The organism is Vibrio owensii, from assembly GCF_002021755.1.
Lineage (GTDB): Bacteria > Pseudomonadota > Gammaproteobacteria > Enterobacterales > Vibrionaceae > Vibrio > Vibrio owensii.
Window position 1 is genome coordinate 2,194,214 of record NZ_CP019959.1, and the last position, 16,118, is coordinate 2,210,331.

General features: G+C 45.2%; 15 protein-coding genes. 11 read left to right on the forward strand and 4 right to left on the reverse strand.

What is annotated here, in order from left to right; genetic code table 11:
* Window positions 1-73 precede the first annotated feature (73 nt).
* Window positions 74-838: a DUF481 domain-containing protein gene (locus tag A9237_RS10030; protein ID WP_078608111.1), complete on the reverse strand. Its 765-nt coding sequence runs from the start codon at window positions 836-838 to the stop codon at window positions 74-76.
* A 320-nt stretch (window positions 839-1,158) separates the two neighbouring features.
* Here A9237_RS10030 and A9237_RS10035 point away from each other — a divergent pair, with 320 nt between their 5' ends.
* The 3 genes from A9237_RS10035 to A9237_RS10045 are packed head-to-tail and all read left to right on the forward strand — an operon-like array spanning window position 1,159 to window position 4,849.
* Window positions 1,159-2,559 (forward strand): replicative DNA helicase, encoded by a 1,401-nt coding sequence (locus A9237_RS10035; RefSeq protein WP_009705526.1) that lies wholly within the window; start codon window positions 1,159-1,161, stop codon window positions 2,557-2,559.
* 13 nt (window positions 2,560-2,572) lie between these two features.
* Window positions 2,573-3,649 carry an alanine racemase gene (alr, locus tag A9237_RS10040; RefSeq protein WP_086027735.1) on the forward strand — a complete coding sequence of 359 codons (1,077 nt, stop codon included), beginning with the start codon at window positions 2,573-2,575 and terminating at the stop codon, window positions 3,647-3,649.
* A gap of 3 nt (window positions 3,650-3,652) precedes the next feature.
* Window positions 3,653-4,849: a BamA/TamA family outer membrane protein gene (locus tag A9237_RS10045; protein ID WP_078608112.1), complete on the forward strand. Its 1,197-nt coding sequence runs from the start codon at window positions 3,653-3,655 to the stop codon at window positions 4,847-4,849.
* A gap of 53 nt (window positions 4,850-4,902) precedes the next feature.
* Here A9237_RS10045 and A9237_RS10050 read toward each other — a convergent pair whose 3' ends face one another.
* Entirely contained in the window at window positions 4,903-5,322 is a 420-nt protein-coding gene (locus A9237_RS10050) for a secondary thiamine-phosphate synthase enzyme YjbQ (RefSeq protein ID WP_005438458.1), read from the reverse strand.
* A 306-nt stretch (window positions 5,323-5,628) separates the two neighbouring features.
* Between A9237_RS10050 and pgi the strand changes: the two genes are divergently transcribed.
* Window positions 5,629-7,281 carry a glucose-6-phosphate isomerase gene (pgi, locus tag A9237_RS10055; protein ID WP_078608113.1) on the forward strand — a complete coding sequence of 551 codons (1,653 nt, stop codon included), beginning with the start codon at window positions 5,629-5,631 and terminating at the stop codon, window positions 7,279-7,281.
* Between the two features lie 100 nt (window positions 7,282-7,381).
* Here the strand turns inward: pgi and A9237_RS10060 are convergent, their stop codons facing one another.
* Together A9237_RS10060 and zur are read right to left on the reverse strand one after the other, a co-directional pair.
* The gene (locus A9237_RS10060; protein WP_005381269.1) at window positions 7,382-7,843 is read right to left on the reverse strand and encodes a chemotaxis protein CheX; all 462 of its coding nucleotides are present in this window, start codon (window positions 7,841-7,843) and stop codon (window positions 7,382-7,384) included.
* A gap of 9 nt (window positions 7,844-7,852) precedes the next feature.
* Window positions 7,853-8,317 (reverse strand): zinc uptake transcriptional repressor Zur, encoded by a 465-nt coding sequence (gene zur / locus A9237_RS10065; RefSeq protein ID WP_005438461.1) that lies wholly within the window; start codon window positions 8,315-8,317, stop codon window positions 7,853-7,855.
* A gap of 285 nt (window positions 8,318-8,602) precedes the next feature.
* On the opposite strand from zur, the gene dusA reads away from it, so the two are divergent.
* The 7 genes from dusA to A9237_RS10105 all read left to right on the forward strand — a co-directional run bounded on the left by dusA (window position 8,603) and on the right by A9237_RS10105 (window position 15,608).
* Complete coding sequence (dusA, locus tag A9237_RS10075; RefSeq protein ID WP_078608115.1) at window positions 8,603-9,583, forward strand: tRNA dihydrouridine(20/20a) synthase DusA; 981 nt, start codon at window positions 8,603-8,605, stop codon at window positions 9,581-9,583.
* A 163-nt stretch (window positions 9,584-9,746) separates the two neighbouring features.
* Window positions 9,747-9,962 (forward strand): envelope stress response protein PspG, encoded by a 216-nt coding sequence (gene pspG, locus A9237_RS10080; RefSeq protein WP_005438463.1) that lies wholly within the window; start codon window positions 9,747-9,749, stop codon window positions 9,960-9,962.
* Between the two features lie 100 nt (window positions 9,963-10,062).
* The gene (locus A9237_RS10085; RefSeq protein WP_078608116.1) at window positions 10,063-10,728 is read left to right on the forward strand and encodes a TIGR04219 family outer membrane beta-barrel protein; all 666 of its coding nucleotides are present in this window, start codon (window positions 10,063-10,065) and stop codon (window positions 10,726-10,728) included.
* 150 nt (window positions 10,729-10,878) lie between these two features.
* The gene (locus A9237_RS10090) at window positions 10,879-11,109 is read left to right on the forward strand and encodes a hypothetical protein (protein ID WP_005438465.1); all 231 of its coding nucleotides are present in this window, start codon (window positions 10,879-10,881) and stop codon (window positions 11,107-11,109) included.
* A gap of 116 nt (window positions 11,110-11,225) precedes the next feature.
* The gene (locus A9237_RS10095; RefSeq protein WP_122020081.1) at window positions 11,226-13,100 is read left to right on the forward strand and encodes an assimilatory sulfite reductase (NADPH) flavoprotein subunit; all 1,875 of its coding nucleotides are present in this window, start codon (window positions 11,226-11,228) and stop codon (window positions 13,098-13,100) included.
* Entirely contained in the window at window positions 13,100-14,836 is a 1,737-nt protein-coding gene (gene cysI / locus A9237_RS10100; protein WP_078608117.1) for an assimilatory sulfite reductase (NADPH) hemoprotein subunit, read from the forward strand. The genes A9237_RS10095 and cysI overlap by 1 nt, the downstream gene beginning before the upstream one ends.
* Window positions 14,829-15,608, forward strand: coding sequence for a phosphoadenylyl-sulfate reductase (locus A9237_RS10105; RefSeq protein WP_045411987.1), 780 nt, complete (start codon window positions 14,829-14,831; stop codon window positions 15,606-15,608). The genes cysI and A9237_RS10105 overlap by 8 nt, the downstream gene beginning before the upstream one ends.
* Window positions 15,609-16,118: the final 510 nt, after the last annotated feature.

The window sequence follows — 16,118 nt, forward strand, 5'->3', positions numbered from 1 at the left end:
TACCAAGCGAAATAGTAAAAAGCACCTCTTAGGAGGTGCTTTTTTTATGTCTGAATAATATGAAAAGCTGGACTTAGAAGGCAAACAAAAGGTTGACGGAAAACACACTATCCGCCTTGCTCAAGCCCTCTGGCACTTTATCGTGATATTGGCGAGAGTGCGCTAATTTAAGAGCAATGTCTTCGGTAATGTCGTTGGTCACACTCAGGTCACTATCAACACGAGTGTTGCTTTTACCTGCTACTAAAGTGATATCGGCAGAGAGACTTAAGTTATCTAAAGCTTGCCAAGTAGTATTGATGTTACTACGCAAGATCCCTTCCTGAACGATGTCTGGAAAGACAATGTCGTCGTCATCAATCTCATCTAAGTTTGGTTCTTGGTAACGAAAACCAGGGCCGATCTCCGCTTCCAAAGTAAACTTTTCTGTATAAGCGAACTGGTAACCCAAACCGCCAGAAAATGTGTAATCTTTAAAGTAAGCACTGTAGCGTGAATCAACCCCTTTAAAGCTCCCGTACAAGTAAGTTTTTGGACCTAACTTGTAGTCGCTTTGCGCAGTATAGGTAGAAGAGCGTTTATCTTCTTCCCCATCTTTATATAGGTTGTAGTACTTCCATTCGCCGTAAGAACGGTGACGACCAGAAGTGTATTCAGCACTCAGACGAGCATTCAGGGAACGAGAGTCCGTGTTACCTGTGTGAGCTTGATAGCCGAACTCGACCTCAGTTTGTAGAGGGTCGGGCACTTTAATTTCTTGCTCTGGCTGTACTGATTCTTCAGCGTACGATGCTCCCGTGCAAAGTAAGCTAAAGCCAAGTAACCAGTATCGGGACACAAATACCTCGAACGTAATTAAAAAGGAGGGGCATGATACTGATACAGATGTTTTATTGGGTCAATGATAGGTTAATTTTTATTAGACCTAAGCCGGAGAAGCGTGGTGGGCGTTCTCATTTGCGCATCAAACTTAATTAACTGTCTGTTTCAGCATGAATTGGGGAGATTCTACCGCAATCGAGTAATTTCGCACCATAAAAAGCGAATTCTTAGCCATTCACTTGTTGAATTCTTAACAAGTAATTGTCGCTTCAGGGAAGCATCTTGGCTAAGTTTAAGGTTATAATCTCGGGTCATTAGTAGTTATCGAGCAAAGTCATGGCGGAAAACAGAAATCGCAAACCTTCAGACAGTCAGGTCGACGCAATCAAAGTGCCACCTCACTCGCTAGAAGCCGAGCAATCAGTAATTGGTGGTCTCTTACTGGACAATGAACGTTGGGACACGGTCGCTGAGCGTGTTGTGAGCAGTGATTTCTATAGCCGTCCTCATCGTCTCATTTTCGAAGGCGTTAAAACCATTCTTGAACAGGGTAAGCCTCTCGACTTGATCACCTTGTCTGAGCACCTAGAGCGTCACGAACAATTGGAAGACGTGGGTGGCTTTGCGTACCTTGCGGATCTTGCGAAAAACACACCAAGTGCAGCGAACATCAACGCTTACGCGGACATCGTAGCGGAGCGTGCAATCGTGCGCGGCCTGATCGGTGTTGCAAATGAAATTGCGGACGCTGGTTATGATCCACAAGGTCGAAGCTCAGAAGACTTAATTGATATGGCGGAGAGTAAAGTTTTCGCCATTGCAGAATCTCGTACTAGCGAAAACGAAGGCCCACAAAACGTCGATAACATTCTCGAGAAAACGCTAGAGCGTATCGAGATGCTATACAAAACACCTCAAGATGGTGTGACAGGTGTGAACACTGGCTTCAACGACCTCAATAAAAAAACGGCGGGTCTACAAGGTTCTGATTTGGTTATCGTTGCGGCACGTCCATCGATGGGTAAAACCACTTTTGCGATGAACTTGTGTGAAAACGCGGCGATGGACCAAGACAAACCGGTACTGATCTTCTCGCTAGAGATGCCGGCCGAACAGTTGATGATGCGTATGCTTGCGTCCCTATCTCGTGTTGACCAAACCAAGATCCGTACTGGTCAGCTTGATGATGAAGATTGGGCTCGTATTTCTTCTACTATGGGTATCCTAATGCAGAAGAAAAACATGTACATCGATGATAGTTCAGGCCTAACGCCAACCGAAGTACGTTCCCGTGCTCGTCGTGTGGCGCGTGAACATGGTGGTCTGTCGATGATCATGGTCGACTACCTTCAGCTAATGCGTGTTCCTGCTCTCTCTGATAACCGTACCTTGGAGATTGCGGAAATTTCGCGCTCTCTGAAAGCTCTGGCGAAAGAATTGAACGTTCCTGTGGTAGCACTATCGCAGCTAAACCGTTCCCTAGAGCAACGTGCCGACAAACGCCCAGTTAACTCGGACTTGCGTGAATCGGGCTCTATCGAGCAGGATGCCGACTTGATCATGTTCATTTACCGTGACGAGGTTTACCATCCTGACAGCCCATACAAAGGCACGGCAGAAATCATTATTGGTAAGCAACGTAACGGTCCTATCGGTTCGGTTCGCTTAACATTCCAAGGCCAACACTCGCGTTTCGATAACTACGCGGGTCCTGCATTTGATATCGATGATGAGTAATGCAATGAGCTACATGAAAGCTGCGATGGCATGTATTGACTTGTCAGCACTGCAGCACAATTTACAACGCGTAAAAGAACAGGCGCCAGAAAGCAAAGTGATGGCGGTGGTGAAGGCAAATGGCTACGGTCATGGTCTTCGTCATGTGGCTAAACACGCTACGCATGCTGATGCCTTTGGCGTTGCTCGCATTGAGGAAGCACTTCAGCTACGCGCTTGTGGCGTGGTAAAGCCGATTCTTTTACTAGAAGGTTTTTACTCACCTGGCGATTTGCCAGTATTAGTGACCAATAACATTCAAACCGTTGTTCATTGTGAAGAGCAACTCGCGGCATTAGAACAAGCGGATCTCGAAACGCCAGTTGTGGTTTGGCTTAAAATCGACAGCGGTATGCATCGACTTGGCGTGCGTCCAGAGCAGTACGATGAATTCATCACACGTCTTAAAGAGTGTCCGAATGTGGCGAAACCCCTGCGTTACATGAGCCACTTTGGTTGCGCTGATGAACTGGATAACAGCATCACCACTGAGCAAATAGATTTGTTTATGTCGCTAACGGCTGGTTGTCAGGGTGAGCGCTCTCTAGCGGCTTCAGCAGGCTTGCTTGCTTGGCCGCAAAGTCAGTTAGATTGGGTTCGTCCAGGCATCATCATGTATGGCGTATCACCATTTGATGATAAAACTGCGCAAGACATGGGTTACAAACCAGTGATGACACTGAAGTCACACTTGATCGCTGTTCGTGAAGTGAAGAAGGGCGAAAGTGTTGGCTATGGCGGTATGTGGACAAGTGAACGCGACACTAAAGTGGGCGTGATTGCTGTTGGTTACGGCGATGGTTATCCACGTACAGCGCCAAACGGTACGCCAGTGTTTGTTAATGGGCGCAAAGTACCAATCGCGGGTCGCGTTTCTATGGATATGCTGACGGTTGATTTAGGTCCTGATGCAACGGATAAAGTAAGCGATGAAGCCATTCTATGGGGTAAAGATTTACCAGTAGAAGAGGTAGCTAGCCACATAGGTACCATTGCTTATGAACTGGTGACCAAATTAACTTCTCGTGTCGAAATGGAATATTCGAAGTAACTCATGAAGACAAGACTATTCTCTGTGCTGGCATTTTCTGCCAGCCTTTTTTTTCCTCCGCAGTTGATTGCCAAAGAGAAAGATTCAGCGTTCGTCCCTTTCTATTTCAGTACTGAGACCATGGGCAGCACCATAGGTTTAGCGGGCGTTGCTAAAGGTGTTGGCCAACCCCAAGCAGCTCTGTTTGGTATGGGCTTGTATTCTGAAAAAGACAGTTACGTCGGTTTCCTTTCTGCTTTTAACTACGCTTTGTCGCCAAACCTTTTGTTTAGCACGCAGATGTATCAAGCGCGCTTTAACGACAACCCTTATTACTTAGGCGACCAAGGTTCGAATAACTCTTCAACGGAAGATAAAACCGTAACCAATGGCGACGAAGAGAACTACAAACTGGAGTTCAAGTACCTGCTTCCTTGGGGTAATGTTCGTGAACACGGACTGCTTGGTGCATTCCAACCCGTGAGAGATGTGAGTTTTGCTTCTCCAGTCGATTCTGGTGTCAGTTCAATTATCTTCACCCCCTTCTATTCTTCTCGTGAGTTGGATATCTACAACGATAAGAAAGAAGAGGCGACCGGGTTTAGCCTGACATTTGATTGGGACAACCGCGACAGTGTGCGTAATTCCACGCGAGGCTCCCACACCTCGTTTGATTTAACCACGGGTGCAGAAAGTTTGCAGTCGGAAGACTTATGGCTGAAGTGGGAATTCCAAAACAGTCAGTACTACTCGTTGGGTCCACTTGGTGATTGGTTCGATCAGCAAGTGCTCGCGTTTGATTTCTACACGGCGGATACACCGACATGGAACAAATGCGATGGTTTAATGTGCGCTCGTCCACCAGAGCAGGAGCAAGTTCGCTTAGGTGGTTTGTATCGTCTACGTGGTTATACCGCGGGTCGTTACCACGGGCGCAGTGCGATTCACTATTCTGCAGAATACCGGGTATTACCAGACTGGCAGCCGCTCGATGATATTCCTCTTATCAACTACTACGATCTGCCGTGGTGGCAATGGGTCGCGTTTGTTGAAGTAGGGCGAGTAGCAGACGACTACGACTTAAAAACTCTGCATGAAGACATGAAGTGGAACGTGGGTGGCGCAGTGCGCTTCCAAGTTGAAGGGATTGTAGTTCGTGCTGAAATGGCCAAAGGTGCAGATGAAGGCACCTTCCGAGTCATGATCAACCAACCGTTCTAAATCGATATAAAAACAAAGGCTAACCTTGTGAGTTAGCCTTTGTTTTATCCGATCTATTCGCCGTTGATGGTGGCGATGATGCGTCGACTTCCACCGTAATCTCGGTGTTCACCTAAGTAAATACCCTGCCATGTACCTAAAGCTAACTGACCGTTTTGGATAGGAATCGTCACACTACTGCCAAGTAAAGACGCTTTAATATGGGCTGGCATATCATCATCGCCTTCATAAGTGTGCTGGTAGTAAGGCGCTCGTTCAGGCACAAACTTATTAAAGTGGGCTTCCATGTCCATACGTACTGTTGGGTCTGCGTTTTCATTTAAGGTCAGGCTAGCGGACGTATGTTGAATAAACAAATGTAACAAACCTACTGAAAGCGATTGGATTTGTGGTAATTGTTGTTCAATTTCATCAGTGACCAGATGGAAACCACGCTGACGCGCTTTTAATTGCAGTGTTTTTTGTGCCCACATATGCGTTCCTTTGGAAAAATTTGATTTGGCGTCTATCCTAATCCAATTAGAGCCTGTCATTACGAAATGATATGATTCTCAGCATCATAAATGAATTGTTTAAATTCGAAACAGGGAACGTGACCTAACTCAATGTGAGTGTAAAGGCACTCCGTCATAATTGATGGCTGAAAAAAAATTACAAAGACTTGTTTTGTGGCAATTCGCCCTAACATCTTATTTATATTCTATTTGCTAAATCGGGGATTCCGCAGTTTTCGCTAGACTGTAAGGAATGGAACCTACTGTAACATCGGGATAAAGACCATGTTGAAAAATATCAATCCAACGCAAACACAAGCTTGGAAAGCGCTAACTGCGCATTTCGAATCTGCACAAGATATGGATCTGAAAGAGCTATTTGCTCAAGACGCAGCGCGTTTCGACAAATACTCAGCACGCTTCGGCTCAGACATCCTAGTCGATTACTCAAAGAACCTAATCAACGAGGACACTCTGAAGCACCTTTTCGCTCTTGCTAACGAGACTGAGCTTAAGTCAGCAATTGAAGCGATGTTCAGTGGTGAAGCGATCAACAAAACAGAAGATCGCGCTGTTCTTCACACTGCACTGCGTAACCGTTCTAACAAGCCAGTACTGGTTAGCGGCGAAGACGTAATGCCTGCGGTAAACGCAGTTCTTGAGAAAATCAAATCATTCACAGATCGCGTAATTGGCGGTGAGTGGAAAGGTTACACAGGTAAAGCAATCACAGACATCGTAAACATCGGTATCGGCGGTTCTGACCTTGGTCCTTACATGGTGACTGAAGCACTAGCACCATACAAAAACCACCTAAACCTGCACTTCGTTTCTAACGTTGATGGTACTCACATCGTTGAGACGCTGAAGAAAGTAGATCCAGAGACAACACTATTCTTGATCGCGTCTAAGACGTTCACGACTCAAGAAACCATGACAAACGCGCACTCTGCTCGTGATTGGTTCCTAGAAACTGCTGGCGACCAAGCACACGTTGCTAAGCACTTCGCAGCACTTTCTACTAACGCTCCTGCAGTATCTGAGTTTGGTATCGACACCGACAACATGTTTGAGTTCTGGGACTGGGTTGGTGGTCGTTACTCACTATGGTCAGCAATCGGCCTTTCAATTGCATTGTCTGTAGGTTACGACAACTTCATCGAGCTTCTAGACGGTGCTCACGAGATGGATAACCACTTCGTATCGACAGATCTAGAAAGCAACATCCCTGTAATTCTTGCTTTGATCGGTATTTGGTACAACAACTTCCACGGCGCTGAGTCTGAGGCAATCCTACCTTACGACCAGTACATGCACCGTTTCGCGGCGTACTTCCAGCAAGGTAACATGGAATCTAACGGTAAGTACGTAGACCGTGAAGGTAACGCAGTGACTTACCAAACTGGTCCTATCATCTGGGGTGAACCTGGTACTAACGGTCAGCACGCGTTCTACCAGCTGATTCACCAAGGCACTAAGCTGATCCCATGTGACTTCATTGCTCCTGCAATCAGCCACAACCCAGCAAGCGACCACCACCAAAAACTGATGTCTAACTTCTTTGCGCAAACAGAAGCATTGGCATTTGGTAAGTCAGCAGAAACTGTGAAGGCAGAATTTGCGAAAGCAGGTAAGAGCGAAGAAGAAATGGCGTCTCTAGTACCGTTCAAAGTATTTGAAGGTAACCGCCCAACGAACTCTATCCTAGTTAAACAAATCACACCTCGCACGCTAGGTAACTTGATCGCAATGTACGAGCACAAAATCTTCGTTCAAGGCGTTATCTGGAACATCTTCAGCTTCGACCAATGGGGTGTTGAGCTAGGTAAACAACTAGCAAACCAAATCCTACCTGAGCTAGCAGATGAGTCAGAAATCAGCTCTCACGACAGCTCGACAAATGGTCTAATCAATGCATTTAAAGCATTCAAAGCTTAATGTTTGAATAGAAAAAGAAAAGGTCAGCAAGCGCTGACCTTTTTTATTGCCTGAAGCAGAAACAAAATAGGTTGGCATTGACCAACCTATTTCTTCTCTATTATTCGAAGCAAATCTCGATGAAGGCATTTCCCCACTGTGAAGAGAAAGGCATGATGATGATTGAGCCTTCACACTTGTGGCGAATGGTGTGACCTCGACCTGATACCACAACCGGTGTTGCCATATCAAAATCAAATCCACTTTCCGCTAGAATGCGCTTCGCACCGCCTGTCACCATATTCGTGATCTCACCAACCATGTCCGTCACTTCTTCGTTCAGTCCATTTGGACGTTCACCAAGCATGTTCTGCATGATTTCTAGTGCTAACGCTTCATCAAAGGTAATCGACATTGAACCACGAGTTTGTGGACCAACCATACCGATAAGGCCAGAAACGTCACCTCGTGCGATCTCATCTTTCTTGATTCGCGGTTTTTGTGGCTTCAATTCAAGCGAAGCCATGGTTTTTAGCACATTCATTAACGAAGCTAAAAACGGGTTTACAAATTCAGCGCGCATAACGTTCTTCTATCTTTCTTCTTTCGTCTCCGAGGAACATGCCTGGCACTCGCCATGGGTTTCGATAACTTGATTCGTCAGTTTGAATCCATGTTTCTCGGCGTTATTGGCTAATAAGGATATCAGCGTCTCGTCTTCAAGTTCAACGACATCGCCACATTTATCGCAAATTAGCAGTTGGAAAAAGTGCTGTTGAGTGTTGAAGGAACAGCAAGTGATAAAGCTGTTGTTTGATTCCACTCGATGAATAAAGCCTTGTTCTAGAAGAAAATCTAATGCTCGGTATACCGTCGGTGGTTTAGCCTGAGGCTCACTCTCTTTCAATTGCTCCAATAGCTCATACGCACTTGAGGCGCGGCGATTAGAACAAATAAGCTCAAAAACGCGTCGGCGTTGCGGCGTCAATCTTACTCCGCGCTCAGCGCAGATTTGTTCAATTTGTTCAAGGATTGTTGGGTCCAAATCTTTCACCATAACTATCGGACGTGCTTTATGATAAACCATTTCTATACGAAGTTCGTTTAGAAAGACTCCATTTTACCCACTATCAGACCGAAAATCATGAATTAAAGCAAGCCAGTGCCCCTTAGAGCGCGCAACAGATATCACAGAACGAGACACCAATGCCGAAATGTGCTTATCAGTGATTGAATTCACAAGGCTCGCATCCACTGCACAGTGGGTATACAATACCCGACTTAATTTTTTGAGCGCACCTTCGCGCTCTACCTTGGCAACGTAAAAACGGGTGTTTATATCATGACTCATTCTTGCAGGCTCTCTGTAGCACCAATGTTGGATTGGACAGATCGTCATTGTCGCTACTTCCATCGCTTAATGACCAAAGAAACCCTGCTGTACACCGAAATGGTGACCACAGGTGCGATCATTCATGGAAAAGGGGATTTTCTTGCTTATAACGAAGAAGAGCATCCGTTAGCCCTTCAGCTTGGCGGTTCAAATGCAGCGGATTTGGCTACGTGTGCCAAACTCGCTCAAGAGCGTGGCTATGATGAAATCAACCTAAACGTAGGTTGTCCATCGGACCGTGTTCAAAACGGTCGCTTTGGTGCATGCCTAATGGCAGAGCCTCAATTGGTTGCGGACTGCGTTGCGGCGATGAAAGACGTGGTTGATATTCCTGTTACGGTAAAAACTCGTATCGGTATTGATGACCAAGATTCTTACGAGTTCCTAACGGATTTCGTATCTATCGTCTCTGAGAAAGGTGGTTGTGAGCAGTTCACTATCCACGCACGTAAAGCATGGTTAAGTGGTTTAAGCCCGAAAGAGAACCGTGAGATCCCACCATTGGATTATCCACGCGCTTACCAACTGAAGAAAGATTTCTCACACTTAACGATTGCGATTAACGGTGGTGTGAAATCACTGGAAGAAGCGAAAGAGCATCTACAACACCTAGATGGCGTGATGATCGGTCGTGAAGCGTATCAAAGCCCTTACTTGCTAGCATCTGTGGACCAAGAGTTGTTTGGCTCAAATGCTGCAGTGAAAAAGCGTAGTGAAATCGTTGAAGAGATGTACCCGTACATTGAAGCGCAATTGGCAAAAGGTGCTTACCTTGGCCATATCTCACGTCATATGCTGGGTCTGTTCCAAAACATGCCGGGTGCTCGTCAATGGCGTCGTCACATCAGTGAAAACGCGCACAAACCGGGTTCTGGTCTAGAAGTGCTGCAAGATGCACTGGCGAAGATTCCAAAAGAATTGAACGTGTAAATTTCACCAGTGGTTGGTGAAAATTACCAACTTAAAAATAGAAAAGCCAGAGTGCAGAAATGTCTCTGGCTTTATTTTTACTTATAGATCATGGTTTTATTCTTGTTTTAATAAGTTGGTACAGAACCTGCTCTAGTAAAACTAAAACAAAGGAGAAGTGATTATGTTGGAGCTGATCTTTATTTTAGTATTTGCGGCAACTCTGCTCGTGACTGGTATTACGATGGTGACTGTATTTGCTGCGACTGGCATTGCATTGGTGGTGATGTTCTTATTGGGAATGGTTGGAGCTGTGCTAAAACTATTGCCTTGGCTAATAGTGATTGCATTAGGCATATGGTTTTTTAAAAACTTCGTCGCTCAGCCTCGTTATAAGTAACGGATTGTAGAGATTTAGTTGATGGTGGGCTGTGAGAGTATGTTAGTATTTCTCACATGCCCCTTAATGTTGAAATCAGCTATCTCGGAGTAAAAATTACATGACATATAAAGCGACCATCGCTTTAGCGACACTATCGTTGGCAGCATCTTACCCTTGTTTTGCAGAACAAGAGTCTTCTTTCACAACCACGGTTGGTGCAGAAGTTTGGGTTGCGGATACCAAAGTGAATGAAGTAAGAAGAGATAGCGATACAACGGGTACTTTCTACGCAGCGATTGAACATGACGTAAAATACGTACCAAACGCGCGTCTTCGTTACTCAAGCGTTGATGCCGATTACATGGGTTTCGACAAACTAGACCTCACTCTTTACTACCAAATTCTTGAACACGACTTAATGCACTTTGATGCGGGTCTGACCTTTAGTAATTTGAGTGACACAAAATACGTAGACGCAGGTACCAATGCTCGTACAGAAGATTTTGATGAGCTGATTTGGGCTTGGTATGGCTACGCAGAAATCACTGTGCCAAATACAAACTTTGATGTAATTGGTGAGATGAACTTTGGTGATAACAAAGGTATTAAGAGTACTGATCTAATGGCTGGTGTTCAGTACCGAATTCCTTTTCAAGAGTCTCAACTCACTTTCCGTGGTGGTTACCGTGTGATTGATTTAGAGTCAGAGGAGTTTTTATCGAGCCTAGGTAAAGAGTTTATCTTTGCAGACGGCTTCTTCGTTGGTGCTCAATACTCCTTCTAAACACATTTCTCTGAATCTCTTAAAACGTCGCTTTATAAGCGGCGTTTTTTTATATCACTTCATTATATTAAATCGAATTTCTCGCCCAAGTATCAGACTTCGACCATGCTTATCTAGGAGCAATGTATAAAAGTTGGAGCAGGGATTGCGATGACAATAAATGAATTACGACATCTATTTCGTGACAACCAGCTAGTAGAAGCCATCATCGAACCTTCAATTCAAGAAGGTGGATGGGTTGTTGAGTTTCGCCACGCACGCGGTGGGTTTGTCTGTCTAACGGACAGTCACGGGGAAGAGTGCCATTATGATGATCTCGATACGGCATCCAAATCGGCAATGGCCGTCGGCTTTCAGCAGGTTCGTATTGAAGATCGGTGAGTCTTAGCGCGACTTGCTTACTTCCAAAAAGTTATAAAACATTCTCTTCTATTCTTTCTTGTTATTAGAGAGAGTGGTTAATCTATCGTCACGCAATGAATAGGGATGTCGTGACAATGTCTTTTCAACAGAATGAATATTCTCACAAGAAAGTGTCGGAAGATAATAATGGGCAAGGTGGTAATCCGCCAATCGCAAGCCCGCTTAATGACCAGCAATTTAACTCACTCCAGCAAACTGTCTCAGAGTTGTCTTCACAGCAACTTGCATGGGTCAGCGGTTACTTCTGGGGACTCGCTCAAAACCAACCAAGTGCAGCGGCGGCAACGCCAATCGCACAGGCGGCTGCTTCTGTTGCTGCAAAACCAGCAGGCAAGCTAAGCATCATTTTTGCTTCTCAAACTGGTAATGCGAAAGGCGTTGCTGAAGCGCTAGAGCAAGAAGCCAAAGCAGAAGGCATTGCTGTAGAGCTGTTTGATGCTAGCGATTACAAAGGCAAGAACTTAGCAAAAGAGACTCACGTGATCATCGTGGCGTCGACCAATGGTGAAGGCGAAGCGCCAGACAATGCCATTGAACTGCATGAGTTCCTTCAATCTAAAAAAGCACCCAAGTTACCCAATCTACAATACGCCGTGATTGCGCTTGGTGATTCTAGTTACGAGTTCTTCTGCCAAACGGGCAAAGACTTCGATACTTACTTGTCTAAGTTAGGCGCAACTGCCTTCATTGATCGCATTGATTGTGATGTGGATTATGAAGCGCCGGCCGCTGAATGGCGTAAGCAAGCGCTTGAACAAGTAAAAGAAGCCCTTTCTTCAGGCAATGAAGCAGAAGTTGTTCAACTACCTGTTGGGCAAGCCGCTCCGGGACATTCTGCTTATAACAAGCAAAATCCATATACTGCAACGTTACTGACAAGCCAAAAAATCACAGGTCGCGATTCGGGCAAAGATGTTCGCCATGTAGAGATTGACCTTGAAGAATCAGGTTTAACTTATCAAGCCGGCGATGCTTTAGGTGTGTGGTTCGATAATAGTTCAGAATTAGCCAATGCTATCTTAGCTAAGGCTGGGCTATCCGGTGTAGAAAGTGTTGAAGTGGATGGCGAAAGCCTTTCTATTCATAGTGCATTGGTTAGCAAGTACGAAATCACTGCATCAAACCCTCAACTTGTCACTAAATTCGCAGAGTTATCTGGTAGCAAGAAACTGCAAAAGCTAGTGGAGGATAAAGACAAACTTCGTGAGTACGCAGCAAATACCCAAGTTGTCGATGTGCTTGCAGAGAAGAAGACCAAGCTAAGTGCAGAAGAGTTGGTTGGTTTGCTTCGTCGATTGACACCTCGTCTATATTCTATCGCTTCGAGTCAAACGGAAGTCGATGAAGAGGTTCACCTAACCGTAGGCTTGGTTGAATACGACAAAGGTGATGAAAAGCGCTATGGAGGAGCATCGAGTTTCCTCGCTCAACGTCTAGAAGAAGGTGGTGAAGTGAAAGTGTTTGTTGAGCACAACAATAACTTCAAATTGCCACAAGATGACAACACACCAATCATCATGGTTGGTCCTGGTACCGGTATTGCGCCTTTCCGTAGCTTTATTCAAGAGCGTGATAACCGTGACGCGGAAGGTAAGAACTGGTTGTTCTTTGGTGACCGTACCTTTACTCAAGATTTCCTTTACCAAGTTGAATGGCAGAAGTACCTCAAGTCAGGTTTGCTGACTCGCCTTGATGTTGCGTTTAGTCGCGACCAAGCAGAGAAGGTTTATGTTCAACATCGCATCCTAGAAAACGCTGAACAAGTGTGGCAATGGATTCAAGATGGTGCCTACATCTATGTATGTGGTGATGCCACTCGTATGGCAAAAGATGTTCACGATGCGCTGGTATTTGTAGCCGAGCAACAAGGCAAGCTATCTCGTGAAGAAGCCGAAGCATTTATCAACGATCTACGTAAAGCGAAACGTTACCAAAGGGATGTGTACTAATGAGCGCGAATCAACAATCAAACAGCCAAGAAGTATTAGGTGAGGTGCTTGGTCCACTCTCGGATAACGAGCGCCTTAAAAGAGAAAGTAATTTACTGCGTGGAACGATTGAACAAGATCTGCAAGACCGCATTACTGGTGGCTTTACTGCAGACAACTTCCAATTGATTCGTTTTCACGGAATGTACCAGCAAGATGACCGCGATATCCGTAACGAGCGTGCTAAACAAAAGTTGGAGCCGCTACATAACGTCATGCTTCGTGCACGTATGCCGGGTGGCATCATTACACCAAAGCAATGGCTAGCGATAGACAAGTTTGCAACCGAGCACTCTTTATATGGAAGTATTCGTCTTACTACTCGTCAAACGTTCCAGTTCCATGGCGTGCTAAAACCAAATATCAAGTTGATGCACCAAACGTTAAACAGCATTGGTATTGACTCGATTGCAACTGCGGGTGACGTTAACCGTAACGTGTTGTGTACCACTAACCCAGTGGAGTCGGAGCTACACCAAGAAGCTTACGAATGGGCGAAGAAGATCAGCGAGCATCTACTACCGAAGACACGTGCTTATGCAGAGATTTGGTTGGACGGTGAAAAAGTAGAAAGCACGGAAGAAGACGAACCGATTCTGGGTAAGAACTATCTACCACGTAAGTTTAAAACCACAGTGGTTATTCCACCGCAAAATGACGTAGACGTACACGCTAACGATCTTAACTTCGTAGCGATTGCAGATAAGGGCAAGCTGGTTGGTTTTAACGTGCTTGTGGGTGGCGGTCTAGCGATGACGCATGGCGATACGTCAACCTATCCACGTAGAGCGGATGACTTTGGTTTTATTCCATTAGAGAAAACACTTGATGTTGCAGCTGCTGTAGTAACAACTCAACGTGATTGGGGTAATCGTTCTAACCGTAAGAATGCAAAAACCAAATACACATTAGATCGTGTCGGTAGTGATGTGTTTAAAGCGGAAGTAGAAAAACGTGCCGGTGTTAAATTTGAGCAAAGCCGCCCTTACGAATTCACGGAACGTGGTGACCGTATCGGTTGGGTTGAAGGTATCGATGGTAAGCATCACCTAGCACTCTTCATCGAAAACGGCCGTCTATTAGATTTCCCAGGTAAACCACTTAAGACGGGTGTTGCTGAAATTGCCAAAATCCATAAAGGCGATTTCCGTATGACAGCAAACCAGAACCTGATTGTTGCTGGTGTACCAAAAAGCCAAAAAGCGAAGATCGAGAAGATTGCTCGTGAACATGGTTTGATGGATGAAGGCGTAAGTGAACAGCGTAAGAACTCGATGGCGTGTGTGGCGTTCCCAACATGTCCATTAGCAATGGCAGAAGCAGAGCGCTTCCTTCCTCAGTTCGTAACCGATATCGAAGGTATTCTAGAAAAGCATGGTATCCCTGAAGAAGACAATATCATCCTACGAGTAACAGGGTGTCCAAATGGTTGTGGTCGAGCAATGTTGGCAGAAATCGGCTTAGTTGGTAAAGCACCAGGTCGATACAACTTACACCTAGGTGGTAATCGCGGTGGTACTCGAGTACCGAAGATGTATAAAGAGAACATTACGGATAAGCAAATCTTAGAAGAGATTGATCAGCTGGTGGCTCGTTGGGCTGCTGAACGTGAAGAAGGTGAAGCATTTGGCGACTTCACGATTCGAGCTGGCATTATCCAAGAAGTGTTCGTATCAAAGAGGGACTTCCATGCTTGATTCTGTAGCGTCCAAACCGGAGCTAGCAGAGTTACTGACATTAACTAAGACGGAGCAAATCCTCCGTCTTGCTCAAATCAATGTCGAGCTCGAACAGCTTTCGGCACAAGAGAGAGTAAAGTGGGCATTGGATAATTTGGAAGGGGAGTTCGCTGTCTCATCCAGTTTCGGTATCCAGGCCGCCGTGATGCTCCATCTTGTGACACAACAAAAACCGGATATCCCTATCATCCTAACGGACACCGGATATCTATTTGCAGAGACATATCAATTTATCGACCAGCTGAAAGCGCAACTGAACCTCAACCTTAAAGTGTACCGAGCAAAAGAAAGTGCCCATTGGCAAGAAGCGCGTTACGGAAAACTTTGGGAACAAGGCGTCGAGGGAATTGAAAAGTACAACAAGATAAATAAGGTTGAACCAATGCGACGAGCTCTGCGAGAGCAAAACATTGGAACTTGGTTCTCAGGGCTGCGTCGAGAGCAAAGTCAGTCTCGTGCTGGTCTACCAATCTTATCAATCCAAAATGGCGTATTTAAATTCTTACCAGTGATCGACTGGACGAATAAAGATGTCCACTACTACTTAGAAGAACATGGCTTGAGTTATCACCCGTTGTGGGAGCAAGGTTACCTCTCTGTAGGCGATACGCACACCACGAGAAAGTGGGAACCGGGCATGTCAGAAGAAGAAACGCGCTTCTTCGGCTTAAAACGTGAATGTGGATTACATGAAGATGACGATAATGAACAAGATGGTTCTGGCATTTAGTTGTTAAGCCCGTAAAAGCCGTGTTCAGGTCTAACAAAGAAAGCTGCTGCAAAGCAGCTTTCTTTGTTTATGGAGGCTAAAAATAAGGGCAGAAAGGATAACTCTGTGGATAAGTTGTTTGCTATCTATGGGTAAAGTTAGATAAATAAGGCTTTGATCGAAAACTCGTCGCTTAACCATTGTTTTTGCAATTTTTGCAAAATAACGCTTGCCAATGTGAGCGCGATCTCTATAATGCCTCCTTGTCGACAGGGCAGAGCTCACAAGGCTTCAAAGCGAAGTCGACAAGGTCAGAAAGAAAAACGAAATAATTTGAAAAAGTGTTTGACACAGAAAATTATCTCGCTAGAATGGCCGCCTCTTCCGAAGTGATGTGAGTCACAAAGAAGAGTAGCTCTTTAAAAATAAGAACCTATCAATCTGTGTGGGCACTCGTTGATGATAATCCAATTAGATGTTTCTTTCTTAACGGAAAGCGGTATCAAATTAGGTTTCAATGAAACGAAGTGG

Excerpts from the sequence above, each read along its gene's own strand:
- dusA (WP_078608115.1), top strand. The coding sequence starts at position 8,603 with ATGACTCATTCTTGCAGGCTCTCTGTAGCACCAATGTTGGATTGGACA.
- A9237_RS10090 (WP_005438465.1), top strand. The coding sequence starts at position 10,879 with ATGACAATAAATGAATTACGACATCTATTTCGTGACAACCAGCTAGTA.
- alr (WP_086027735.1), top strand. The coding sequence starts at position 2,573 with ATGAAAGCTGCGATGGCATGTATTGACTTGTCAGCACTGCAGCACAAT.
- A9237_RS10095 (WP_122020081.1), top strand. The coding sequence starts at position 11,226 with ATGTCTTTTCAACAGAATGAATATTCTCACAAGAAAGTGTCGGAAGAT.
- A9237_RS10045 (WP_078608112.1), top strand. The coding sequence starts at position 3,653 with ATGAAGACAAGACTATTCTCTGTGCTGGCATTTTCTGCCAGCCTTTTT.
- pspG (WP_005438463.1), top strand. The coding sequence starts at position 9,747 with ATGTTGGAGCTGATCTTTATTTTAGTATTTGCGGCAACTCTGCTCGTG.
- pgi (WP_078608113.1), top strand. The coding sequence starts at position 5,629 with ATGTTGAAAAATATCAATCCAACGCAAACACAAGCTTGGAAAGCGCTA.
- A9237_RS10050 (WP_005438458.1), bottom strand. The coding sequence starts at position 5,322 with ATGTGGGCACAAAAAACACTGCAATTAAAAGCGCGTCAGCGTGGTTTC.
- A9237_RS10035 (WP_009705526.1), top strand. The coding sequence starts at position 1,159 with ATGGCGGAAAACAGAAATCGCAAACCTTCAGACAGTCAGGTCGACGCA.
- zur (WP_005438461.1), bottom strand. The coding sequence starts at position 8,317 with ATGGTGAAAGATTTGGACCCAACAATCCTTGAACAAATTGAACAAATC.
- A9237_RS10060 (WP_005381269.1), bottom strand. The coding sequence starts at position 7,843 with ATGCGCGCTGAATTTGTAAACCCGTTTTTAGCTTCGTTAATGAATGTG.
- A9237_RS10085 (WP_078608116.1), top strand. The coding sequence starts at position 10,063 with ATGACATATAAAGCGACCATCGCTTTAGCGACACTATCGTTGGCAGCA.
- cysI (WP_078608117.1), top strand. The coding sequence starts at position 13,100 with ATGAGCGCGAATCAACAATCAAACAGCCAAGAAGTATTAGGTGAGGTG.
- A9237_RS10105 (WP_045411987.1), top strand. The coding sequence starts at position 14,829 with ATGCTTGATTCTGTAGCGTCCAAACCGGAGCTAGCAGAGTTACTGACA.